25 protein-coding genes are annotated in these 22,078 nt (G+C 44.3%); 10 read left to right on the forward strand and 15 right to left on the reverse strand.

All coding sequences use genetic code 11. The annotated features are described in order from the left end of the window. Positions 1-18: 18 nt before the first annotated feature. From pepF to BM210_RS12150, 4 genes are all read right to left on the reverse strand, one after another. The gene (gene pepF / locus BM210_RS12135) at positions 19-1,809 is read right to left on the reverse strand and encodes an oligoendopeptidase F (RefSeq protein ID WP_256223536.1); all 1,791 of its coding nucleotides are present in this window, start codon (positions 1,807-1,809) and stop codon (positions 19-21) included. 368 nt (positions 1,810-2,177) lie between these two features. Then, positions 2,178-2,357, reverse strand: coding sequence for a hypothetical protein (locus BM210_RS35355; RefSeq protein WP_091168242.1), 180 nt, complete (start codon positions 2,355-2,357; stop codon positions 2,178-2,180). Between the two features lie 101 nt (positions 2,358-2,458). Beyond that, on the reverse strand, positions 2,459-3,256 hold the full coding sequence (locus BM210_RS12145) for a TerC family protein (RefSeq protein ID WP_091168492.1): 798 nt from the start codon (positions 3,254-3,256) through the stop codon (positions 2,459-2,461). 258 nt (positions 3,257-3,514) lie between these two features. Next, positions 3,515-3,706: a hypothetical protein gene (locus tag BM210_RS12150; RefSeq protein ID WP_091168494.1), complete on the reverse strand. Its 192-nt coding sequence runs from the start codon at positions 3,704-3,706 to the stop codon at positions 3,515-3,517. 319 nt (positions 3,707-4,025) lie between these two features. Between BM210_RS12150 and BM210_RS12155 the strand changes: the two genes are divergently transcribed. From BM210_RS12155 to BM210_RS12165, 3 genes are all read left to right on the forward strand, one after another. Next, entirely contained in the window at positions 4,026-4,727 is a 702-nt protein-coding gene (locus tag BM210_RS12155) for a class I SAM-dependent methyltransferase (RefSeq protein ID WP_091168244.1), read from the forward strand. 109 nt (positions 4,728-4,836) lie between these two features. Beyond that, positions 4,837-5,034 carry a cold shock domain-containing protein gene (locus BM210_RS12160; protein WP_076229182.1) on the forward strand — a complete coding sequence of 66 codons (198 nt, stop codon included), beginning with the start codon at positions 4,837-4,839 and terminating at the stop codon, positions 5,032-5,034. A gap of 147 nt (positions 5,035-5,181) precedes the next feature. Further along, positions 5,182-5,922: a YebC/PmpR family DNA-binding transcriptional regulator gene (locus BM210_RS12165; protein WP_256223537.1), complete on the forward strand. Its 741-nt coding sequence runs from the start codon at positions 5,182-5,184 to the stop codon at positions 5,920-5,922. Between the two features lie 117 nt (positions 5,923-6,039). Here the strand turns inward: BM210_RS12165 and BM210_RS12170 are convergent, their stop codons facing one another. The 6 genes from BM210_RS12170 to BM210_RS12195 form a co-directional block, all read right to left on the reverse strand. Next, complete coding sequence (locus tag BM210_RS12170; RefSeq protein WP_091168246.1) at positions 6,040-6,687, reverse strand: nitroreductase family protein; 648 nt, start codon at positions 6,685-6,687, stop codon at positions 6,040-6,042. Between the two features lie 140 nt (positions 6,688-6,827). Beyond that, positions 6,828-7,919, reverse strand: coding sequence for an efflux RND transporter periplasmic adaptor subunit (locus BM210_RS12175; protein WP_091168249.1), 1,092 nt, complete (start codon positions 7,917-7,919; stop codon positions 6,828-6,830). 12 nt (positions 7,920-7,931) lie between these two features. Then, positions 7,932-9,335: an ABC transporter permease gene (locus tag BM210_RS12180; protein ID WP_091168250.1), complete on the reverse strand. Its 1,404-nt coding sequence runs from the start codon at positions 9,333-9,335 to the stop codon at positions 7,932-7,934. Beyond that, entirely contained in the window at positions 9,332-10,024 is a 693-nt protein-coding gene (locus BM210_RS12185; RefSeq protein ID WP_091168253.1) for an ABC transporter ATP-binding protein, read from the reverse strand. Before BM210_RS12185 ends, BM210_RS12180 begins: the two co-directional genes overlap by 4 nt. A 270-nt stretch (positions 10,025-10,294) precedes the next feature. Further along, positions 10,295-11,464, reverse strand: coding sequence for an MFS transporter (locus BM210_RS12190; RefSeq protein ID WP_256223538.1), 1,170 nt, complete (start codon positions 11,462-11,464; stop codon positions 10,295-10,297). Between the two features lie 21 nt (positions 11,465-11,485). Continuing rightward, positions 11,486-12,814, reverse strand: coding sequence for a multi antimicrobial extrusion protein MatE (locus BM210_RS12195; protein WP_091168258.1), 1,329 nt, complete (start codon positions 12,812-12,814; stop codon positions 11,486-11,488). A 170-nt stretch (positions 12,815-12,984) separates the two neighbouring features. Between BM210_RS12195 and BM210_RS12200 the strand changes: the two genes are divergently transcribed. The 4 genes from BM210_RS12200 (at position 12,985) to pfkA (ending at position 16,090) form a co-directional block, all read left to right on the forward strand. Next, positions 12,985-13,302 carry a hypothetical protein gene (locus BM210_RS12200; protein ID WP_091168260.1) on the forward strand — a complete coding sequence of 106 codons (318 nt, stop codon included), beginning with the start codon at positions 12,985-12,987 and terminating at the stop codon, positions 13,300-13,302. A gap of 123 nt (positions 13,303-13,425) precedes the next feature. Beyond that, positions 13,426-14,022: a hypothetical protein gene (locus tag BM210_RS12205; RefSeq protein WP_091168501.1), complete on the forward strand. Its 597-nt coding sequence runs from the start codon at positions 13,426-13,428 to the stop codon at positions 14,020-14,022. 43 nt (positions 14,023-14,065) lie between these two features. After that, positions 14,066-15,091, forward strand: a complete 1,026-nt coding sequence (locus BM210_RS12210; protein WP_091168498.1) for a tetraprenyl-beta-curcumene synthase family protein — start codon at positions 14,066-14,068, stop codon at positions 15,089-15,091. Between the two features lie 30 nt (positions 15,092-15,121). Beyond that, positions 15,122-16,090 carry a 6-phosphofructokinase gene (pfkA, locus tag BM210_RS12215; RefSeq protein WP_091168263.1) on the forward strand — a complete coding sequence of 323 codons (969 nt, stop codon included), beginning with the start codon at positions 15,122-15,124 and terminating at the stop codon, positions 16,088-16,090. 79 nt (positions 16,091-16,169) lie between these two features. Here the strand turns inward: pfkA and BM210_RS12220 are convergent, their stop codons facing one another. Beyond that, positions 16,170-16,613: a peroxiredoxin gene (locus tag BM210_RS12220; protein WP_091168266.1), complete on the reverse strand. Its 444-nt coding sequence runs from the start codon at positions 16,611-16,613 to the stop codon at positions 16,170-16,172. A 202-nt stretch (positions 16,614-16,815) separates the two neighbouring features. Here BM210_RS12220 and BM210_RS12225 point away from each other — a divergent pair, with 202 nt between their 5' ends. Both BM210_RS12225 and BM210_RS12230 read left to right on the forward strand, forming a co-directional pair. After that, positions 16,816-17,358: an NADPH-dependent FMN reductase gene (locus BM210_RS12225; RefSeq protein ID WP_091168502.1), complete on the forward strand. Its 543-nt coding sequence runs from the start codon at positions 16,816-16,818 to the stop codon at positions 17,356-17,358. Positions 17,359-17,383: 25 nt separating this feature from the next. Further along, positions 17,384-18,058 carry a uracil-DNA glycosylase gene (locus BM210_RS12230; protein WP_091168268.1) on the forward strand — a complete coding sequence of 225 codons (675 nt, stop codon included), beginning with the start codon at positions 17,384-17,386 and terminating at the stop codon, positions 18,056-18,058. Positions 18,059-18,348: 290 nt separating this feature from the next. Here the strand turns inward: BM210_RS12230 and BM210_RS12235 are convergent, their stop codons facing one another. Beyond that, positions 18,349-18,720 carry a hypothetical protein gene (locus tag BM210_RS12235; protein ID WP_143101041.1) on the reverse strand — a complete coding sequence of 124 codons (372 nt, stop codon included), beginning with the start codon at positions 18,718-18,720 and terminating at the stop codon, positions 18,349-18,351. Between the two features lie 76 nt (positions 18,721-18,796). Then, positions 18,797-19,984: a putative glycoside hydrolase gene (locus BM210_RS12240; RefSeq protein WP_091168273.1), complete on the reverse strand. Its 1,188-nt coding sequence runs from the start codon at positions 19,982-19,984 to the stop codon at positions 18,797-18,799. Positions 19,985-20,115: 131 nt separating this feature from the next. Between BM210_RS12240 and BM210_RS12245 the strand changes: the two genes are divergently transcribed. Next, a complete protein-coding gene (locus BM210_RS12245) occupies positions 20,116-21,273 on the forward strand; it encodes an MFS transporter (RefSeq protein WP_091168278.1) in 1,158 nt (385 codons plus the stop codon). Between the two features lie 74 nt (positions 21,274-21,347). Here BM210_RS12245 and tatA read toward each other — a convergent pair whose 3' ends face one another. Then, the gene (tatA, locus tag BM210_RS12250) at positions 21,348-21,572 is read right to left on the reverse strand and encodes a twin-arginine translocase TatA/TatE family subunit (RefSeq protein WP_091168281.1); all 225 of its coding nucleotides are present in this window, start codon (positions 21,570-21,572) and stop codon (positions 21,348-21,350) included. A 192-nt stretch (positions 21,573-21,764) separates the two neighbouring features. Further along, a complete protein-coding gene (locus BM210_RS12255) occupies positions 21,765-21,959 on the reverse strand; it encodes a hypothetical protein (protein ID WP_076229199.1) in 195 nt (64 codons plus the stop codon). Between the last annotated feature and the right edge of the window lie 119 nt (positions 21,960-22,078).

Consider the following 22,078-nt stretch of genomic DNA (forward strand, 5'->3'; position numbering starts at 1 on the left):
GCAGTCTTGTTGAGTGTACTACTTTGTTAATTGTTCCATTTGCTCCAGGAGCCCTTTGAATACATCCATAGCTTGCTTGATAGGTTCAGGTGTTGACATATCCACACCTGCGCGCTGCAAAATATTGATTGAATAATCGCTGCCGCCGCTTTTCAGGAAACCGAGATAGCGATCGACGGCAGGCTGACCTTCTTCAAGAATTTGTTTGGCAAAGCTGGTTGCCGCGGAGAATCCAGTTGCATACTTATATACATAGAAGCTGTTATAAAAATGTGGAATGCGTGCCCATTCGATTTCGATATCCTGATCCACAACCATATCCTTGCCGTAGTACTTCAGGTTCAGATCGTAATAAATTTTGCTGAGCTCCTGAGGGGTGAGCGCCTCGCCTTGCTCAGCTTGTTCATGGGTGATTTTTTCGAATTCAGCGAACATGGTTTGACGGAATACCGTCGTACGGAATTGATCCATGTAGTAGGTCAACAAATACATTTTTTCTTTGGGATCTGTTGATTTCTTGAGCATGTAATCCATGAGCAGCGCTTCATTCAACGTGGAGGCTACTTCCGCAAGGAAAATTGTATATTGAGCATAGCGATACTCTTGATTTTCATCCGACAAATAGGAATGAATAGCGTGGCCCATCTCGTGAGTAAGGGTAAACATGCTGTTCAAATTATCCTTGTGGTTCAGCAGCACGTAGGGATGTGTACCGTAAGCTCCCCAGCTGTAGGCGCCGTTCCGTTTGCCTTCATTTTCATAAATATCGATCCAGTGCTTGTCAAAACCCTCTTGCAAAATGTTTAAATAATCTTGACCGAGAGGTTTTAGGCTTTCCTTAACCATTCCCTGAGCTTGCTCATAAGTAATATCCATCTTGTATTCATCCACGAGCGGAGCGAACAGATCATACATATGAAGCTCATCGACCTTCAGCAGCTTTTTGCGGAGCTCCATATAACGATGCATTAATGGCAATGATTCATGGATCGTATCGATTAGATTGGTGTACACTTCTTTATTAATGTTGTCTCCATACAAGGAAGCTTCCAGGGCTGAAGGGTATTTACGAACCTTGGAATAAAAAATATCCTTCGAAATATTAGCTGACAGCGTAGCGCCGATCGTATTTTTGTTTTTGGAATACGTCTCGTACATGGTCTTAAATGCATTTTTACGAACTTCCCGGTTCCGGCTTTCAAGGAATTGAATATAGCGTCCTTGCGTCAGCTCGATTTCTTCACCGTGCTCGTTTTTTACTTTGGGGAACTTCAAGTCAGCATTGTTCAGCATACTGAAAATGGTACTCGGTGCTTGTGAGAGGTTGCCTACTTGTGCGAGCAGTGCTTCCTCGGATTTGGAAAGAATATGCTGTTTTTCGCGAATCATTTCGGTCAAGGTACGCTTATAAAAGCTTAGCTCCGGATGACTTACCAGCTTTTGCAGCTCGTCGTCAGATAGACTTAAGATTTCTGGAGAAACAAAGGATAAGGCTTCTCCCGATTCCACGCTGAGCTTCTTGGCTTTATCAGACAATGCTTGATAAGTCGGTTCGGCTGTATCTTCATGATGTTTCATATTCGCGTATACGTAAAGGCGTTCCATATGTACAGAAATGTTGTCTTCCAATTCAAAACACTGCTTGATCGCAGCAGGCTGGTTCAGCTTTCCTTGAAATTGGCTGATTTTTTGTAAAGCTTCTTTAACTTCTTTGTATTCCTTATCCCATGCTTGCTGATTAGGAAAGAGATCTTCCAGCTTCCAACGCTGTTCTACAGGAACATCCGTGCGTTTAACAACTTGACTCATGGGAGCCCTCCTCGATAATTTGGATGGTTTGGTGTTGCCGTCCGCCGTTACGGGGGATGAAATAATCGTACCTGTAAGCAGAATACCTGTCATGACTATGGGGAAAAAACGCATTATGCTCACGCTCCCTGCAATTTTCCCCCTAGTATGACCCGATTGTAAGTTAATTATAAGAGAAACTTGTATCGAAGTAAAACAAGGATGAACGACCGCGCCTTATAAGGTAGTTTCTCTTGCTGATGAACGGAGCCATTTCTAGAAGTAAGTAATGCTCTCATCATAAAGAGAAACTTGTATCGAAGTAAAACAAGGATGAACGGCCGCGCCTTAAAGGTAGTTTCTCTTGCTGATGAACGGTTCACATCACATTACTGTAAAGAGAAGAAACTATACACGATCAAAGTGAAAGCAAAGGCAACCATTACGAGAGCCATGATGGCAAGTGGACGCTTGACGCCGCTCGGTAACGAATCCCTTTTTAATATCAGGATCAAGGCAAAGCAAAATGCAACAATAATAAAAGTAAGGATGGAAGCGGAATTGCTCACCTAAAAAAACACCTCTTCATACGTTGGAATCGCATGCTCCGCTTGTGATAGCGGCTGCTGCTCTCATAAATGGTTCGCCGTGCCAACCCAAATTCCTTGTTTTAGCTGTTCAATTTGATGAGCACCAGCTTGCCGTTTTCGTCACGACTAGCTTTGAAGCTGTCATCCTGAGAAATTCCAGCCTCCATAACTAGTTCCTTTGGTATGGACAGATGGCCGTTCGCATTGATGGAAACCAAAGCTCTCTGCATTTTTTTGAACATTCCTGCTAACAGTACACCACCGGTAATCATAACAAGAACGGTCCATTTCATGACTGGATTGTCGGCAAACCACACGCTTACCAAGGGATCGCCAGTCAACATTTTACCTGCTGTAAAAGCGAGCACGCCTGACCCGATATACATGATCCAAGGGAATTTGTCCATCGAACGGATGAATAAAGTGCTTCCCCAGACTACAATCGGGATGGAGATTAAGAGTCCCAGGACGACCAACAGAAAGTTGCCATGGGAGGCACCAGCTACGGCGATCACATTATCGAATCCCATGACCGCATCAGCAATGACGATGGTTTGAATCGCTGGCCACAGTTTATTTTTCGCTTGGATATCGTGATCTTTTTTATCTGTTAACAGCTTATATGCGATCCACACGAGAACAAGACCACCTATTAATAATAGAGCAGGAAGCTCCAGAAGCCAAACGACAACTAAGGTGGCGACGATACGAATCCCGATTGCTCCAACTGTACCCCAAATAATAGCTTTTTTCTGATGTTCTTTCGGTAAATTCCTCGCGGCCATTCCGATCACAATCGCATTGTCACCTGCAAGCACCAAATCAATAAGAATAATACTAAGTAATGCTGTGAAAAAAGCTGCGTCTAACCATTCCATTCGAATCATCTCCTTATTAGGTTTGGTTACATAAAAAATGACCTCTACCGTAATGGTAAAGGTCATTTCAAACATAAAGACCTTTACCTAATAGGCAAAGGTCTTGCTAACAACGTAATGTTGCCAATAAAGCCGGGGCTCACACCCGTAATGACGACTTTATTGTGACAGCTACTCCCCTTTGGAGGAATTCTTATGTAATTAACTTTATTGTAATAGAAGGACAAGCATGAAGTCAAGCCCTGCTTATTGCTCAGCTTAGATTTCCTTGAAGGCTGTCAGTATGGCTTCCCGTTCTTCCGGTCGATCTGCATATTTTTCTTCGGTGAAACGACTTTCAGCCCAATGCATCATCTCAGGTCTGCTCACAAAGGTATGGCTTTCCTCGCCCCATTGATCAGATATTTCGCGTAAAATTAATGTTTTCCCTTGAACCTCGACAGTCATCATGTTCCATTTATCCGTTTTGTATATGGTGTGCTTCTTAAATCCGTGGTTAGACAAGTCATTTCCCTCACTTCAAATCTTTTTTGTTGCTTTAGTGTATATCATTGCTCACATAATTTCAATTATTCCTTCAATTTTATATGATATGCAAAAATAGATCGATGGTAAGAAGGCAGATATCGTTAAACTCACAAGTTAAATATAATGGTTAAAATGGTATTGTTTGCATCATTGTTCTGTGTTAAAATCTCCTTTAAGCTCACATAGGTGGGCTGTGGCTGTATAGCCAAGCCAAGTTGAGTATAGCTGAGGAGAGATGAGAATGAGTAATCAGAAGTATGAACAAATGGGTGTAGCCATGACGTGCAGGTCGTACGCGGAGTACGAGAGTATGTTTGTGCTTAGGCAGTTATCCTTGCAGGATGGTCCTGTTCTGGATGTTGCTGGAGGCGCGTCGTCTTTCGTCGCAGAAGCAAACGCAAGAGGCATACAGGCACAGGCTGTAGACCCGCTGTACGATATGAACCCCGAATCGATTTATGCCCACGGCTTGCAAGAAATTGCAGTTTCGACTGAGAAGCTGTCACGCCTGGAAAGTAACTTTGACTGGACGTATTACGGTAGTCTGGACAATCATAAGAAACTAAGAGAGCAATCCCTTCAGAAATTTATAGATGATTACCGCTTGCAGGAAGGGAAAGGGCAATATCAATCTGCCCGACTTCCGCAGCTGCCTTTTGATGATGGAGCATTTTCATTAGTGTTGTGCAGCCATTTTTTATTTCTCTATCACGATCAATTCGATTATGATTTTCATCGGAGTGCTGTTGAAGAGCTGCTGCGTGTATGCCGTGTCGGTGGACAGGTACGCATTTACCCGCTTCGTTCGCTGCAATGGGTCGTATATCCTCACTTGGATTTGTTGATAGTAACGCTTGAAAAACAAGGTTTCAATACTAAGCTTGTACTCACTGAGCTTCCATTTATTCCAGGCTCTTCAGAGCTGTTATGCATATCCAAATAAGCTGTAAAGAGGCGCTGGAAACTACTTTACAGATTGATTTCTAACATTTACGATGCTATAATTATCCTATTCGCTCTCGAATGGCGATATTTCTAGGAGGTAGTTTTTGATGACAGGTACAGTTAAATGGTTTAACGCAGAAAAGGGTTACGGATTCCTTCAGGTTGATGGCGGCGAAGACGTATTTGTTCATTTTTCCGCAATTCAAGGCGAAGGCTTTAAAACACTTGATGAAGGCCAATCCGTTGAGTTCGAAATCACTCAAGGCAACCGTGGTCCTCAAGCAGCTAACGTCGTTAAATTATAAGATCCAGGCTTTTCTCAATAGCTAGCAAACCTCAAACAGTTGATGAAAACTTCGGTTTTCTTCAGCTGTTTTTATCATTTTCTTTGACCCATACCCCTGCAAAATGGTAAGATACCTTTGATACTTTTCCATAGGGAGCGCTATATTATGAAATTTAAGTTATTTAAAGACCGCAAAGGTAAAGCAGACCAAGCGAAAAATAATCAGTTTGTACGATTAGGACGGGAAATCTTCGTGGCAGCCCGTGCAGGTGGGCCCAGTCCTGATAGCAATTTTGCCTTGAAGGTAGCCATCGAGAGTGCTCGACGGATTGATATGCCCAAGGACAATATCGAACGTGCCATCAAGAAGGCGACTGGTGATGGTGACAATGTGGAATACGAAGTGATCATGTATGAAGGTTACGGGCCTGGTGGCGTGGCCATCATGGTTAAATGTCTGACTGACAATCGCAACCGCACCGCAGCTGATGTTCGTGCTGTATTTAACAAACGCGGAGGCAACATGGGAGAGTCCGGTTGCGTCTCGTATATGTTTGACGAGAAGGGACTGCTTACGATTGACCGCGAGACGCATCCTTTGGATGAGGACGAGCTGTTGATGCAAGCTTTGGAAGCTGGAGCTGAAGACGTGAAGACAGAGGAAGAAAGCTTCGAGATCATAACGCATCCGCATGAATTTGAAAAGGTGAAAACCGAGCTTGAAAAGCAAGGGCTGACGTTCACCGAGGCATCGGTCAGCTGGACACCGCAAAATACGATCAAGGTGGAAGGCGAGAACGCTGAGAAGCTGATCAAAATGATGGATTCCTTCGATGATCTGGATGATGTACAGGATGTATATTCCAACTACGAAATCGACGAACACGAAATGTCCCGCATCGGTTAACCTTAAGAATAAACAAAAAGGATGTACGGACAAGCTCAACTTGTGAGCTGCTCCGAACATCCTTTTTTAAGGCTCAATAACTTTGTATTCACTGGCTTTGCTTCGTTGGACAGACTCTTAGTCAACAATTCTTAAAATTTCATCAACTTCCTTACGAGGCATCAAGCCTGGTCGATCCATTGGATAGCCCAAGGAAATGACCATATTGATCTGACACTGCGCAGGAATGTCGAGATACGAACGCATCTGCTCGGCAGCAAGCAGGACTGGACCTGTCATCGGACAGGTTGCTAAACCGCGAGCATGAGCAGCAAGCATCAAATTTTGTGCTGCTAGACAGCTGCTCTTAATGCCTTCTTCATCCCACACGGAGTCGTGAACAAGCTCGATTGGATCAAAGATTTTATCGCGAAATTTAGAAGCGTATGGTGTTGCCAAACAGATGATCAATACGGGAGCATCGGCGAACGCGGTAGCGTAAGGGCCAAATGACTTCACCAGCATACGGGCTTCACGGCTCAATCCACGAGTCTCTGCTTCTGCCGCTTTTTTATGCAGCTGATCCCAGGTCATTTGTTCGATTTCTTTAATTTTTGTGCGATTGACAACGGCTATGAATTGCCAAGTTTGCGAATTCGTGTCGCTTGGTGCATAACGCGCACAATCGATCAATTCCTTGATATCCTCAATAGAGACATCCTGCTCCGTGAAACGGCGAATGCTTCTTCGTTCCAATAGTATCGTTTTGAAATCTTCATATTGCATGTACTATTCATCCCCTTAAGCTTACCTGCATTGATTATGACTTGGTACTAAGATCTACCGATGATTATAACGGTTTTCATGCTGGATGACAACCAGGAAGAGAAGTAGGAAGGGGAGTAAGGAGTACTGGATCTATCATTTTATTCCAATATGACGGTATCTCCTTCATTCAGCCCACTCAAAATTTCTGTCTTCTCCGGTGTTTCCAAACCGATTGTGATGTCTTGCCGAACAGGTGCGCCTTGTCCATTATCTTTCATCACATAATATTTATCCTTGTCGCGTTGTATGGCCAGCGTATGGACTAACAAGGTGTTAGGTTTTTTATCTGCATGTATGGTTGCTGTCAGACTGAGATCGGCTATTAGTTGATCATTCGGCTCCAAGGAGATGACAACCTCGAACTGTGCGGCTGCTGTGCTGTTAGAACTGGTGCTGCTCTTGGCAAATTTAGAAAGCTTTTCGACCTTACCCTGCAGTACGGTATTTCTTAAAGCGTCGACCTTGATTTCTGCTGGCATTCCTACTTTTATACGGAATAGATCGTATTCGCCTACGAGGCAGATTAATTGCAGCTTGGTGAGATCGACGATTTTGCCGACACGTTCATTTTCTTTTAGCGACTGCGGCTCCTTAGTGCTTTCGAACAAAAAGATGCCATTCTCTGGTGCAGTAAACAGTGCGGATTTACGCTTTTCCTGTTTTTGTACTAATTGCGTTTGCATATGTTCCAGATTTAGCCGATGGATATCCTCCTGCATTGTTCTGCTCTGGTTTTGTGCATATCTTTGCTTTGCTTCCGTTTCCGATATACCGGCTGTTTGAAGATCCGCTCCATTCAGTGCTTCCTGCTGAAATTGGCTTAAGCGGATATCCATCTCGGTTTTCTTTTGATTGGATTGAATTTGCGCGATTTCATCACTTAGTACGGAATCGTCCAGCTGAAACAAAGGGTCTCCTTTGGAAACTTGCATGCCCTCGTTTACTTTCCAGACCTTAACATCGGCTGAAAATGGCGCGTTGACATAGGTTTCCTTTTGATATGAGGATTTCCCTTTGACTTCTACAGAGCTGACCAAATCCTCGCGGGTTACTTTAAAGGTCAGGCTGGACATGCTTTTTGATGCGTTCTGCTGATTCTGCTTGGGAGTGTGACTCAGAACATACAAGGAAACGGTTATTCCTATAATGAATAATCCGGCTGCTGCGAGCAGCCAAGTTTTCTTTTTCATTCTCAGATTCTCCTAGTCTCGTTTGATTGCGGTTAAGGCATCGGTACGGGATGCTTTGATAGCTGGATAAATACCTGAAAGAACTCCGGTCATGACAGCAAAAAATAAACCGACTGGCAATATCCACGGGCTAATAAATAATATTTCCAGATCGCTCCCGGATTGGGAAGGGGAGAATTGAATAACAGCCAGATTGATGCCCCAAATAACCCAATACGATAATAAAATGCCGCAGGCCCCTCCCAAAAGCCCCAGCATAGCGGATTCTGCAATAAACATATTGCGAATCTGATTGAGGTTAGCTCCCAGCACCTTCATAATACCGATCTGTCTGCGTCGCTGGTGGGTGGACATGGTCATGGCAACAATAATAGATATTGAGGCTACGAACAGGATAAATAAACCGACTCCGCCAAAAATAAATCGCAAAATAACTAACTGTCCCTGCATTTGCTCTTCATAATGAAGGTTGGTTTGGGAAGAAAGCTTCAGTTTTTTGATGCCTTCCTCGATTTCTTTCACATGGGTGCTGTTCGTTACTTTAATTTTGACTTCGTTGAACTCCGGGCTTGGCTGCTGCTCTTGATTGCTTCCATTCGTATTGGAATTACCCGAGCTTGCATTATTGATCGCTTCCTGCAATTTTTTTCCGAGAGATGGGGAGACGAATGCTGTTTTCATATTGCTCGCAGCCTGGTCTGACATGCCTTCCGGCTTCTTCAATATTCCGATCACACGAAGCGGGAATTGAATGTTGGAGGATGTCATACCTCCTGGAACAAAGAGATTAGGTTTCAAAATAACCTGCTTTTGATACAGAGGGTAAGCGATCAAACGCATTTGGCCATTTCTTTCGTAACTTCCTCCATCGCTGTCCGAGTTATTGCGCATGGCTTGCTGATTGGAGCGTGAGAGCTGTTCATCGAAAAGGCCCATCGTTGCTCCATAGCTTAAAATAATCGCGTTTTCTTGATCGGCAGGGCCGCCTTGTTGAAATTCAAAACCAAAGGCGCTCAAAGTATCCAGTTCCGTCGCAAATAGGTTATTGATGTAGCCTGACTTGTGATCAACCTCAAATTGCAGCGAATTCAGTGTTTGATAAGTAGCAATGGCTTTGACATTAGGGAAGGTTCGCATGATATCAATTTTGGACTTGGTTAACTCATAAGCCTTGGTTTCATTAGGATCTCCGCTGCTTGTACCCGATGTAGGGTTTCCTCTATGTATCGTAATTTCATCAGTTTTCATAAATTGGCTCATCTGCACACGGCTGTAATGATTAATGGATTCTCCGAACGAAAGCGCAACGACAATTGAAGCGGAACCGATTGCAATTCCCATCGTACAAAGCGCCGTAACCACGACTCGCCGTTTCAACTGATCCCAAGCTAGCCGCAAATAATCAAATATATTCATTCGTCTTCACCGACCCATGGCTCTCCCTCAACTAAAAATCCGTCGCGCAGCTGGATGACTCTTTGTGTTCGTTTGGCCACTTCCAGCTCGTGAGTTACGATGACAAAGGTGATGGATAAGGTTTCATTTAACTCGATAAGCAAATCGATAATTTCCTTCTCGGTTTTAGTATCCAGATTACCGGTCGGTTCATCTGCAAAAACGATAGCGGGTGAGGTGATTAGTGAACGTGCGATGCTGACTCGCTGCTGCTGTCCGCCAGATAGCTGGGATGGGAACATATCGCCTTTTTCTTCCAACCCTACCTTTGTTAATAAGGCGATTGCTTTCTCCTTGCGGATTTTGGCTTTGATACCTTGAAATATTAAAGGCAGCTCCACATTTTCGCGAACGGTAAGATGGGGGATAAGCTCGTAGGATTGAAAAATAAAGCCGATCTGCGTTCTCCGGAACTCGGCGAGCTTATTTTCCGACATTTTTTCGATAGGATGACCATTAATCAGGATGCTTCCTTGTGTGGGCTTCATTAGACCTGCCATCAGATTGAGCAAGGTGGACTTACCGGAGCCGGAACTTCCAAGCAAAGCGACAATTTCCCCTTTGGTGATTGTAAAATGAATATCGTGAAGAACTGGCGTTTCCTCAGCACCATTATGGAAACGATGTGATAAATTTTCTACTGCAAGCACGTGATTCCTCCTTAAAGCTTCCGTAGGAAGCTAACTTCGTAAGCCTAAGCGTAGAGTTTTGCGCAGCAAAACTGGCTACGTAAGCATCGTCTAAGCTTCCGCAGGAAGCTTACTTCGTAAGCCTAAGCTCAGAGTTTTGCGCAGCAAAACTGGCTACGAAAGCATCGTCTAGGCTTCCGTAGGAAGCTAACTTCGTATGTAGGTACGATAGTAAGACGAACAAATCAGCAATTGTGTTGCAAAAATTGTTGTTTTTTTGAAAAAGCAGCGTTATTCGACATCCCGGGAACGCAGATGCAGCATAAAAAAGCTAGCCATCGCAACTGCAGAAAGACAAGCACCTACACCATACATCACATGAGGGCCCCAATCGCGGAATAACCAACCGCCCAAGGCTCCGCTGAGTAATCCAGCAAGTCCCGACCAAGTTACTGCAAATAGGGCTTGTCCTGTTGCCCGATATTCATCAGGAATAATACGCTGGATATATCGGATAACCGTGAACAAGAAAATGCCGAAGGAAATACTGTGCATGGCTTGAATCGCAATGACCCACAATGGGTTTTCCACCTGACTCATCAAAATGAACCGAATCATATAAACAAAAGAGCTGATGACGAGCAGCGGAAGCTCCTTGTAGCGATGACCATACTTGCTGAGCAGAAAAAATATAGGGACCTCGCTTAACGCGGACACCATCCAAGACCACCCGATAATGGTCTGATCCGCACCCAATTGCTGCAGATACAAAGCTAGAAAACCATCATTAAAGCGGTGGGCTACTGAAGCAATCATTACGATAAGCATGAAGACAAGAAATCGATTGGAGCGAATGACCTTGACCAAATCGGCAAATACGAGCTTTTTATGTGAGGTTCTTCGACCATCGGTCAGACCTGTGGAAATAATTAGTGATAGGCCAATGGTCCCCAAGCATAGATAGATCGTCAAATCGGCACCATATTGCTTCAACACCATGCCGAACACTAGAGAGGCTGCAGCAAAACCGATTGAGCCCCATACCCGTATAGAAGCGTAGCTTTTATTTGAGCCTTGTATCGTCAGCAGCGTCAAGCTATCGCTAAGTGAATTGATCGGGGATTGGAAAAAGAAAAAAACGGCCATGAGCAGCAGTAGCATGCCGAATTGAGTACTTTGAAATACACAGAACGCCATAATCCACTGCCCGATCAGAACCACGATTAATATTTTTTTAACTGTACGATATTTATCACTGATCAAGCCCCAGAACAAATTGGAAAAAATACCGATCATCGGCCCAATCGAATAGAGTAAACCGATCTGTATCGTGGAGTAGCCCAATGATTTGAAGTACAAAGGAAAATAAGAGACGATGACCGCCATGGTCATGTATGTAGAAAAGCTAAAGCTTCGCAGAATGGCGTACCTCGGCTGTTGGTGCGGTAAAGCGTTGTTCAAACCCATCACTCGTTTCTCGACTTAAGTTTTCATATGAAAAGGAGAACGGTCTCCCGATTTTTTAATATTTCGCAGTACAAATCCTATAACGATAGCCTCGGATACCATCCCAAGTGATTGAGCAAAAGCTCCGATCATCCCGTTCATTCCTGGACTTATGGCAATACACAAGGTCAATGCGAGCAGTGTGATGAACACATTTGCCGATTGAGACCAAACCATGACCTTCGTTTCACCACGCAGCATGATCATCCCGTTACCATAATCAAGCCATGGAAAGACCAGCACCATAATCATAAACACTTTCAGTGTATTTAAGCTTGCATGCATCAATCTCTCGTTCACACCCATGACATGCTCCATAAACCACATGCCAAGGGGGGTATAACATAGTATTGTCAATAACAAACAAGGTATAACAGACAAAATCATCGTAAAACGAAAGACAGCCTTGGCATCCTTGTTATAGAAGTTTAGTACAATTTGGTGAATATAAGAAAAGAAGCTCTGCACGAGCTGTGTCAGACCTGCAGCGATCGTAAATGATGCGACAGATAGCTGGAAATCCGATGTTTTACCCATAAAGGAATTGATCGCCGGGCCAATAATGACTGCAATAATGGATGAATACAGCAAGGGCTTATAAAATTGAAAAATTTGCCCTGGGCGCTCAATCGTATGCTCAGCGGCCTTTTGGGGAATTTTTTTCAGCAGCACGCGTCCTTCCAGGATACTCATCAGCGCTTCAACCATCATGCCTGACAAGAAAATAATCGCACCAACCTGCCCGCTGGTTACGCCGTTTGTCTTAATAAAATATAGAGAAACCAAATACATCACGAGCAGCCGCACGACCATGCCTATGGTCAGCCATTTGGTACGCATATTAGTTATAATGACGCCTTGAAATAAGCAGCGCAGACCGGAAAAAATGCTCACAAACATCAACACGCGGTAGACATCAATCATCGGTCCAAGCATATCGTCACCGACGCCGAACAAATAGAAAAAAACCCATTTGCCAATAGGCGTATAGGAGATTAAACCGCCCATGAGGAGGATACTGGAGAATATATATATACTCACGATGGTGACGGCTCTGAATGAGACACGGTCTCTTACGAGAGCAGAGCAGGTTTGTCTTAGTAAGACTGCAGGCCGTTCGGTAATTGCCAAAATACTGAAGGGCAGCGCATAGCTGGCAATAATAATTTCAGGGTGGGCGGATCTTGCAAGCGTACTGTTAATGATCAGATGAGAGATCGTAATCAAACTGGCCGAAATACCAAGCGGGATAAAAAAAGATAATAGCTGTCTAAATGACACATTCGTTTTTAGATCGTCACTCATATAAAATTCTCCTACTTGAAACCATTCTCAAAATCATTCTTCCCAGTATAGCACACTTTACGATAACTCAATGCGAAATTTTGTTTGCAACCTCTGGCAGAAGGAGGGAGGTTCATGGTACATTAGTGTACATAGAAAAATCTATATTGCATGGAAAGGTGTTGTGCCGCATGGCTTGGAGCTTTGTGACCGATGCTCGTCTCGGAATCCCGCTGCCACACTTCGACAAAGATTGGGAAGACTATTCAGAAGAAGAACGTTCGCTTATTTTGCTGCGCTGGGAAGAAATTCGCGGTACAATACCTGATCATATAAAAAGGCTGGAGCAAATCATCATTAAGAAGCAAAATCATCTGAATGTAGAGGATAATTTCAAGCTGTCTTGTCAGCTAAACTCGGAAATAGCCGAATTGGCGGGTACGATTAATGAGTTGAATCTTTGGTTTAGAGTCAATCAGGACGTCGCTCCCTCTGCAGCGCATCATTAAAAAGCGATGAATGGGGTTCATTTTGCAAAATCGGTTTATTTATGGTGGGCATTGCCGATTCTTTATATTATAATGTAGGGTATGGGTTTCGACTGGAATCAAGTTATGGAAGGTGGAACTGATTTGTCGTGGACAGAAGGAATAAGTAGATTGTGGCTTGTGTTAAAAGAACATCGGCCTTCGCTCTATCCTGCGGAGGAATGGGATGATCTGCTGGATATCAGGATTGCGAAGCTGTCGAAGCAAGACACGAACACGGATCAATTAGCTTACGTACATGCCGTTCAGTCGGGTTTGCATTTGTTGAATGAAAGCTTGGACAAGTCACATACGCTCTCGCAGGATATTCACAATACCACAGGGAGCTATTGGCATGGGATCATGCATCGGATGGAGGGAGACTACAGCAACTCCAAATATTGGTTTCATCAGGTAGGAGACCACCCTGTATTCATTCCATTGCATCAACAAATAAAAGAGATTTATCTACAATCCAATGCCGAATCCATTAGCAACGATAACTTGAAAGGGAGGCTGGACAGACTCACTTCGAGTTCGTCATGGGATCCTTATGGTTTTGTTGATCTGGTTCAGCAGCAGGTAACGATTGCAAGAGATGGCAGCGCTGAGCAGCTTCTGCAGCAAATTCAATGGATTGAGATCAAACTTCTGCTGCAATATTCCTATGATAAGAGCGGAGGAACAGCTTTTGAGTTTTGAAGCTGGCCTCTCAATGCCGGTCCCGCGCCATCCCTTGCAGTTGATGCTGCGAATGTATCGTTATGTGCTACCTGAAGTTCAGGAGCAGCTGCGGTATTGGAGGAACAAGGCGGAAGATATGCCAGACCTTGAGTTAAAGAAGCAGGCGCTTGACAGCTTGACAAGCAAACAGTTTCATTGTCAAGGCGGTGCTGTATATGCGACTGCTAATTTACCTATGCGTCATGTATTAATTCCACTGATTGTTGCATTTCAGACGATTAGTGACTATCTGGATAATTTGTGTGATCGCAGCACCTCACTGGACCCTGAGGATTTCCGAATGCTCCATCAATCCATGCTTGATGCGGTTAATCCGGCTCAGCCCCTCCATGATTATTATGCGTTTCGAACGGAGCAGGATGATGGCGGTTATTTAAATGAGCTTGTCAAAACATGCCAGGCAAGTATTCGCATGCTTCCCTCTTATACGATGGTGACTGATGCTGTGCTGGAATGGGTTGGATTATATAGTGATTTACAGGTGTACAAGCATATCCGGCATGATCTTAGGGAGCAGGCACTGGTGGAATGGTGGGAGCAGTATGAGAGCATGCATAAGGACATTAGCTGGAATGAGTTTGCTGCGGCAACAGGTTCCACTTTAGGTGTGTTTATGATGTTTTTGGCTGCCTCAGAATCGTCCTTAACGGTCAGGTTCGTTGACATGATCAAGGAAGTCTATTTTCCTTATATTTGCGGTTTACACATTTTACTTGATTATTTGATTGACCAGCAGGAGGATCAGCTTGGAGGCGATCTCAATTTTTGCAGCTATTATGCGGATATGGAGCAAACCGTAGAACGTATAGCCGCTATTGTTGTTGAGGCAAGGATTAGAACCAAACAGCTGACTAACCCGGCTTTTCATCAAATGATTATAGAAGGACTGCTCGCGCTCTATTTGTCGGATCCGAAGGTAAGTAAACAGAGACAGGTGAAGCATATATCGCGAAAATTAATGAAGAGAAGCCCCTTGACGCGGCTCTTCTTCTTTGCAAACAGTATACTGGTTCGTCGAAGATATTAATTGCACATTTCCTAGGGAGGAAACCATACTATGACAGTAAAAAAAATAGCAGTGCTTACAAGCGGTGGAGATTCACAGGGTATGAATGCGGCGGTTCGTGCGGTCGTGCGCAGCGGACTTTATCATGGATTGGAGGTATATGCAGTCCAACGGGGTTATGCCGGTTTGATCAATGATGATATTCGCCAAATGGATCTTAGAAGCGTGGGAGATATTATTCAACGCGGTGGAACCATACTACAAACGGCTCGATGTAAAGAGTTTATAACACCCGAAGGGCAGCAAATGGGTGCCGATAATCTGAGAAAAAGAGGGATTGACGGTCTTGTTGTCATTGGCGGAGATGGTTCTTATCAAGGTGCAAATAAGCTGAGCAAGCTTGGAATTAAAACGATGGGGCTTCCTGGTACGATTGATAACGATATTCCTTTTACCGATTTCACAATCGGATTTGATACAGCTGTGAGCATCGTCGTGGATGCCATTAATAAACTGCGTGATACGATGAGCTCTCATGAACGTTCTTCAATCGTTGAGGTCATGGGACGTTATTGTGGAGATATTGCTTTGTATGCCGGTCTGGCAAGCGGTGCTGAAACGATACTAGTACCGGAAGTTCCATTTGATATGGATGAAATCGCCGATCGGATGGAAACTAACTTCAAATTGGGCAAGCGGCACAGCATCATTATCGTTGCCGAAGGCGTATGTAAAGGCGAAGATATCGCAAATGAAATTACGAAACGCAAGGATTCGATTGAACCACGTGTAACCGTTCTGGGCCATATTCAACGGGGTGGAGCACCAACGCATAACGACCGTATACTGGCAAGCAATCTTGGAGATTATGCGGTACGGATGCTGATCGAAGGTGAGTCCGGTAAAGGCGTTGGAATCATTAAGGGTGAGCTTACGATTACCGATATCGAAAAAGTGGTTAACACCAAAAAACAGTTCAACATGGAGCTGTACGAGTTGGCCAAGCGCTTGTCTCAATAACCTAAATATTTAACAGGCAGTCCCCTTCTAAGAAGAGGACTGCCTGTTTGTATGATGACGATAAGCCCACAGTAGCTAACTATTGGGCTTGCTGCTGTTCCAGTGCTTCCAATATTTCCTTTGTCGGTCGATTTCCTTTTTTTGCGTATACGATGGTTCCATTCTTGTCGATAACGAACACACAGCGCTGCTGGCCCAGGAGAAATACTTTGCCAACATCATACAAATGCCGAATCAGGTCTCCCTGATCGCTAATTAACGGAAAATCATATAGAAACTTTTGGGAAAATTGCTTGTGATCAGCAAGTGAACCAGGGTTTACTCCCAGCACCAGCGCGTTATACTTGGCATATTCGGCTTTGGAATCACGCACGGCACATAATTGCTTGGTGCAAATCGGTGTCTCATCTTTGGGGTAGAAGATCAGCACGACAGGCTGTTTGCCAAAATAATCGCTCAGATGCATCGGACCTTGTGTGCTCTCAGCATTAAATGACGGTGCTTTTTGTCCAATTGCCAGCATGAAGCTTCATCTCCTTTAAGTAGATCTTCTGTTATTGTAACGACAAATAGAAACGGCATGCAAGTTTTGAGCCATCTTGTAACATTAATTGAATATTAGAAAAAGCGGATGGTAACAAATAAACTCTCTAAAGATTGACTCACTGAGATAACTTAGTATACTAGAATGTATGAAAAAGAATGAGTAAGGGAGTAATCATATGATAAAAATTGCCATCGTTTCTGGAAGTAATCGTCAACATGCAACAACGTTACAATTATGCCGTCATATGGAACAAGTGTTAGAGAATAAAGGTTGTCAGGTTATTTTTCTGGATTTGTACAGCTTACCGTTACCACTGTATTCACCCGATGTAGATTGCCAAGATGCGAACCTTGCCATATTTAGAAACGGTCTGAATGAAGCGAATGGGATCATTTTGGCAACACCTGAATATCACGGGGCCCCCTCAGGTGTGTTGAAAAATGCATTGGATTATACAGGTTTCGCTCAATTTGACGGTAAAGTAGTGCTTTCCGCCAGTTCGACTGGAGGACCTGTTGGGGTAAGCTCCTTGCAGCAGCTGCAGACGATCGTTCGCAATGTGCATGGTATTAACTGCCCAGAATGGGTCTCCATTGGCGGAGAGAACCGGACGTTTACGCCTGAAGGCGAACCGGCTAATCAAAAAACGCGTGAACGTGTTTTACATACACTGCAATACTTTGTGAAAATGGTTGAGACGTTTAGTCCCGTTAAGCAATAGTTCAAGCTAGAGGTGAAAATAGCACATGACGATATTAAGCAATGACTGGGCTCAACAGCTTGCTTTTGAATTCGAGCAGCCCTATTATTTGGAGCTGCGCCAATTCTTAAAGCAGGAATACAGCACACGAACAATTTATCCCCATATGCATGATATTTTTAATGCACTGCACTACACGCCTTATGCAGAGGCCAAAGTCGTAATTCTCGGTCAGGACCCTTATCATGGACCTGGCCAGGCGCACGGACTGAGCTTCTCGGTTAAACCTGGTGTGAGACAGCCGCCCTCCTTGCAAAATATGTTCAAAGAGCTACGAGACGATCTCGGCTGCACGATTCCGAACAACGGATATTTGGTACCATGGGCCGAGCAGGGGGTATTGCTGCTGAATACGGTACTGACCGTACGGGAAGGCGAAGCCAATTCACATAAGGGCAAAGGCTGGGAGCGCTTCACGGATCAAATTATTCGTAAGCTGAACGATCGTGAGCAGCCACTTGTCTTCATCCTTTGGGGCAGTAACGCACAGCAAAAGACTCAGCTCATTACCAATGAGCGTCACCATATACTTCGTTCTGTGCACCCAAGCCCTTTATCTGTACACAGAGGTTTTTATGGAAGCAAGCCTTATTCGCAAGCTAATGCTTTTCTGAAAAGTATGGGTCAGACAGAAATCAATTGGCAGCTGCCGAATTTATAATCTTATTTATGATCCTATCACATAGGGGTTGCCTCGTATCAATGTGGGTGGGATAATTCAAGCAGCCCTCAGATTCTAAAAGGTAGCAACCCCGGAATCCAGACCGTAGTGATAGTTGAAACAGGATAAGTAGGAAGCTGCCCAATAGGATGATTCCGTTCTCAAGGTGATGGAAAAAAATGCAAAACGGCGACCGCCCTCGTTATCAATCCGAGAGTCGATCGCCGTTTTATCTTCTTAATGTTATCTGTCAAAGTCTCGCACATCAACCATAACTATCGCACCCACAGTCAAGCTTGTCCCGAAGGGGCCAAAGCGCCCCGAGAACCCCCAAGCCCAGCATGCCGCTCCAGCCAATCGCACCAATAGTCAAGTGTGTCCCATAGGGACGGAAGCGCCCCGAGAACACCAAAGCCCAGCATCTCACTCCAGCCCATCGCACCAATTGTCAAGCGTGTCCCGTAGGGACGATAAGCGCCCCAAGAACCCCCAAGCCCAGCAACACGTCCCAAGCCCAACGCAACAATAGTCAAGCGTGTCCCGCAGGGACGATAAGCGCCCCGAAAACCCCCAAGCCCAGCAACACACCCCAAGCCCATCGCACCGATAGTCAAGCGTGTCCCGCAGGGACGAAAGCGCCCCGAGAACACAACAGTCCGCATCCCACCAATGGGAGTCCAGAGGGCAGCGCCCTTTGGGGCCCTCCCTATAGGGAGGGTTTGGGAGGGTAATCCCACCTTAGTAGTTCACATTCCCTGTGTACGTATTGACAGCATTCCATAATAAGTATTCTTCCACTCCGTTGTCCTTTAACGCCCTAATCTGCTCATCCAGCTCATGCTTGCCGTATTTCACATACCCCTTCACCCAGGAAGCAGTGAAGTCCTGAATCCATGGTCGGACTATAGGTTTTAAATTCAATGTATCAATCGGTTCCAATTTCTTGATCGTATCCTTCATAGCTCCATTAATCGTTTGGTAAGGCGCAGCATCCGGCACATTGGAGCCATACCATCCAGTACTATAATGACTTGGATAAATCATTGGACTAATGACATCTACATTTTCCGAGATTTTCACAAAATCTTGACCGATGCCTTCTGCAGCAGGAACAGCCGCTGCGTAACCGAAAATATCAACGGACACTCTCACGCCGAGAGGGCTTAACTGTTCCCTGGCATATTTAACGAATTCGGATACCGCATCGATTCTTGAACGATCATCCTTGTCATACTTTAAGATGTCGGCACGTTTTTCAAAACCTTCGGGGAAGCGTACGTAATCAAATTGAATTTCTTTGAAACCTGATTTAGCCGCTTCTTTGGCAATACTAATATTATAATCCCAGACTTCTTTGCTATAAGGGTTAACAAAGCTTTCTTTACCGTTGCTCCAAAGGGTACCATCCGGGTTAACAAATGAAAGCTCGGGCCGTTTCTTGGCTAGTACGGTGTCCTTGAACACTACGATTCTAGCAATTGGATATATTTGATGCTCTTGCAGAGTGCTCATGAGCTTCGGCATATCGGCAATGATTTTTTGTGTGGATTCCAAGGCTTCAAGCTCTGGATTTCCTGTAGGATAAGTAATATAGCCCCAATCGTCTTTGATATCAATGACCATTGAGTTCAGTTCGGTGTCATCCATCAGCTTCAGGAGTGAGTTCATCCGCGCACCTGCAGCACTATGGGCTGTAACATATACGCCTTTTACTTTAGGAGCGTTCTTCTGCGGGTCTACCTTATTCACAGGCCGGAAACGGTCATCAGTCGTGCTTGCATTTGCTGAGGTCTGAGGGGCCGCCTGCTGGACCACCGCATTTTTCGAGTCAAGTGATGCCTGTACGAGCTGATCAAAGCTCACATCAGGATGATCCGCACCGGTCTGACTCATCATCATTAATAATGAAGCTAGCAATAATTCCATAGTTGTCTAATCTCTCCTTGCCAGAATGATATTTTCTATTATAATAGAGAAGCTTGGTGCATCATAGAGAAAAATAACGAATTTTGTTGGATTATGAGCTATAGTGACATATTACCCAAAGGACAGGTGTTATGAACAAACAAATTTGGACACTGCGCGGACTTAACTTAACTTATTATGCAACTTCGGCTGTCCTAATGCCTTTTCTGCCTCTTTATTTTGGTCTAAAAGGCTATTCGTCTTCACAAATTGGTTTGCTGATGATGGTCGGGCCTTTCGTGGCCATATTCGCACAGCCATTATGGGGTTATTTAAGTGATCGTTACAATACACTCAAGTTTATTATATTTGGGTTGTGGGCCTTGACGGTTGCATCAAGTGTAGGTATTTTTCAAACGGACGCGTATGTCTGGGCTTTTGTTTTTATGTTGATGCTTTATTTCTTTATGCTGTCTGCAGTGCCGCTGCTCGACAGTATTACAATCAAAGGCGCTGCACAAAGCGGCAAATCCTATGGATCGGTAAGACTGTGGGGCTCGATTGGCTTTACTGCGGCGGCAGTCATATCCGGATTTATTCTTGAAGCGCTTGGCGGGGTTCAGCACATAGCATGGCTCTATTGGTCTGCTTGGATATTGCCTTTAATTTTGCTGTTGTTTATGAAGGATGACAAAGCCAGCGGTAAAAAGATTTCGCTAAAAGAAGTCGGAAGCATCGTGAACAATCGTCCCTTTCTTTGGTTTTTACTGCTGGTTTTCTTATTAATGGTTCCGCATCGGATGAATGACGGACTTTTTGTCCTATATTTGAAGGATCTTGGGGGAAGCGATTCGATGGCCGGATGGGGCTGGGCCATAGCCGCTATAGGGGAGATACCGGCATTTGCCCTATTGAGCAGATATATGAATCGTTTTCACGAGATGGCGCTGCTTGGTATCGTATCGATCCTGTATACCGTTCGTTGGCTGCTGTACGGCTGGGTTACGGATCCAACCGCGCTGATGTTTATGCAGCTGATGCATTCCTTTACATTCGCTATTTTTTGGATCGTTGCTTTGCAGTATGCAGTTCGATTGGTGCCTGAAGAGATGCGTTCGACCGGACTTGCCCTTTTTTCAGCGGTGTTCTTAGGATTAGCGGGTATTACAGGAGGTTTTGTAGGTGGATATATCAAGGATCTTTGGGGTGGTCAGTGGATGTATTTACTTGGCGCTTGTATGACGGCACTTGCTGCGGTGCTTTTCCTTGGGACTCACGTTCTAACACTGAAAGCAAAAAAAACCAACTGATTTATACAATCAGTTGGTAGTATAGCTCATCGATAAACGGGATTCAACATAGCTTGCAAACGACCAAATCGTAATTATTTGGTCTGCTGATTGCTGGATTCCTGGGTTACCTCATGCAGCTCTTTTTTAGGAGTGGGTGTCGTTTCATCTGAGGAAGACCCGTTTCCGGAAGTTGCCTCTTTGAATTCGCGAAACATTTTTCCGAATCCGCGACCTAATTCAGGCAATTTATTGGGTCCGAACAGCAATAGTGCAACAAGAGCGATTAATATGATATGCCATGGAGATAAAGCTCCCACGTAATACACCTCCGATTTTGTTTAACAACTCTATCTTAACATGTTTTTATTATAGCATAGCAGTCATTTATTACGAAACCATTACAATTTGTGCAAAAGTCTCCAATAGATCACGAAGTCACGTAGAAGCTTACTCGGTATCGAATCTTAAATCTTACATTCAGACTTGATTATCCAAAATAAAGACGCCCCTTAATGGAGAAAGGCGTCTTTTTGTTGTTCAGAAATACTGTGTTGAATGATTTCCATAGCATCTCCCGCTTCCAACGCTTCAATCCCGTTCCTAAGTACAATCTCAAATTCGAGCTCGGACCTTGTCAGGAAAGGATACAACTCGGGAGTCAATCTCATCACGATCGTCGATAACTTCACTGTTTCCACAAGCAACACCCTTCCTCGTCTTATTTGAGAAGATCAGGTTTGACTTACGATGAACAAAGGTAAAGCTGAGGATATGAATGAGATTACTCTTTCATTATAGCATAAGGCGTGCAAATAGAAATGGT

The sequence above is a fragment of the Paenibacillus sp. 1_12 genome, assembly GCF_900114475.1.
In the GTDB taxonomy this organism is placed as follows: Bacteria; Bacillota; Bacilli; order Paenibacillales; family NBRC-103111; genus Paenibacillus_S.

Coding starts and splice junctions, on each gene's coding strand:
- BM210_RS12245 (WP_091168278.1), top strand. CDS start 20,116: ATGAACAAACAAATTTGGACACTGCGCGGACTTAACTTAACTTATTAT.
- BM210_RS12150 (WP_091168494.1), bottom strand. CDS start 3,706: ATGATGACTGTCGAGGTTCAAGGGAAAACATTAATTTTACGCGAAATA.
- BM210_RS12170 (WP_091168246.1), bottom strand. CDS start 6,687: ATGCAATATGAAGATTTCAAAACGATACTATTGGAACGAAGAAGCATT.
- pepF (WP_256223536.1), bottom strand. CDS start 1,809: ATGAGTCAAGTTGTTAAACGCACGGATGTTCCTGTAGAACAGCGTTGG.
- BM210_RS12235 (WP_143101041.1), bottom strand. CDS start 18,720: ATGCGGACTGTTGTGTTCTCGGGGCGCTTTCGTCCCTGCGGGACACGC.
- BM210_RS12220 (WP_091168266.1), bottom strand. CDS start 16,613: ATGCTGGCAATTGGACAAAAAGCACCGTCATTTAATGCTGAGAGCACA.
- BM210_RS12195 (WP_091168258.1), bottom strand. CDS start 12,814: ATGAGTGACGATCTAAAAACGAATGTGTCATTTAGACAGCTATTATCT.
- BM210_RS12165 (WP_256223537.1), top strand. CDS start 5,182: ATGAAATTTAAGTTATTTAAAGACCGCAAAGGTAAAGCAGACCAAGCG.
- BM210_RS12240 (WP_091168273.1), bottom strand. CDS start 19,984: ATGGAATTATTGCTAGCTTCATTATTAATGATGATGAGTCAGACCGGT.
- BM210_RS12210 (WP_091168498.1), top strand. CDS start 14,066: ATGCTGCGAATGTATCGTTATGTGCTACCTGAAGTTCAGGAGCAGCTG.
- BM210_RS12145 (WP_091168492.1), bottom strand. CDS start 3,256: ATGGAATGGTTAGACGCAGCTTTTTTCACAGCATTACTTAGTATTATT.
- BM210_RS12160 (WP_076229182.1), top strand. CDS start 4,837: ATGACAGGTACAGTTAAATGGTTTAACGCAGAAAAGGGTTACGGATTC.
- BM210_RS12175 (WP_091168249.1), bottom strand. CDS start 7,919: ATGAAAAAGAAAACTTGGCTGCTCGCAGCAGCCGGATTATTCATTATA.
- BM210_RS12180 (WP_091168250.1), bottom strand. CDS start 9,335: ATGAATATATTTGATTATTTGCGGCTAGCTTGGGATCAGTTGAAACGG.
- BM210_RS12155 (WP_091168244.1), top strand. CDS start 4,026: ATGAGTAATCAGAAGTATGAACAAATGGGTGTAGCCATGACGTGCAGG.
- BM210_RS12200 (WP_091168260.1), top strand. CDS start 12,985: ATGGCTTGGAGCTTTGTGACCGATGCTCGTCTCGGAATCCCGCTGCCA.
- BM210_RS12230 (WP_091168268.1), top strand. CDS start 17,384: ATGACGATATTAAGCAATGACTGGGCTCAACAGCTTGCTTTTGAATTC.
- pfkA (WP_091168263.1), top strand. CDS start 15,122: ATGACAGTAAAAAAAATAGCAGTGCTTACAAGCGGTGGAGATTCACAG.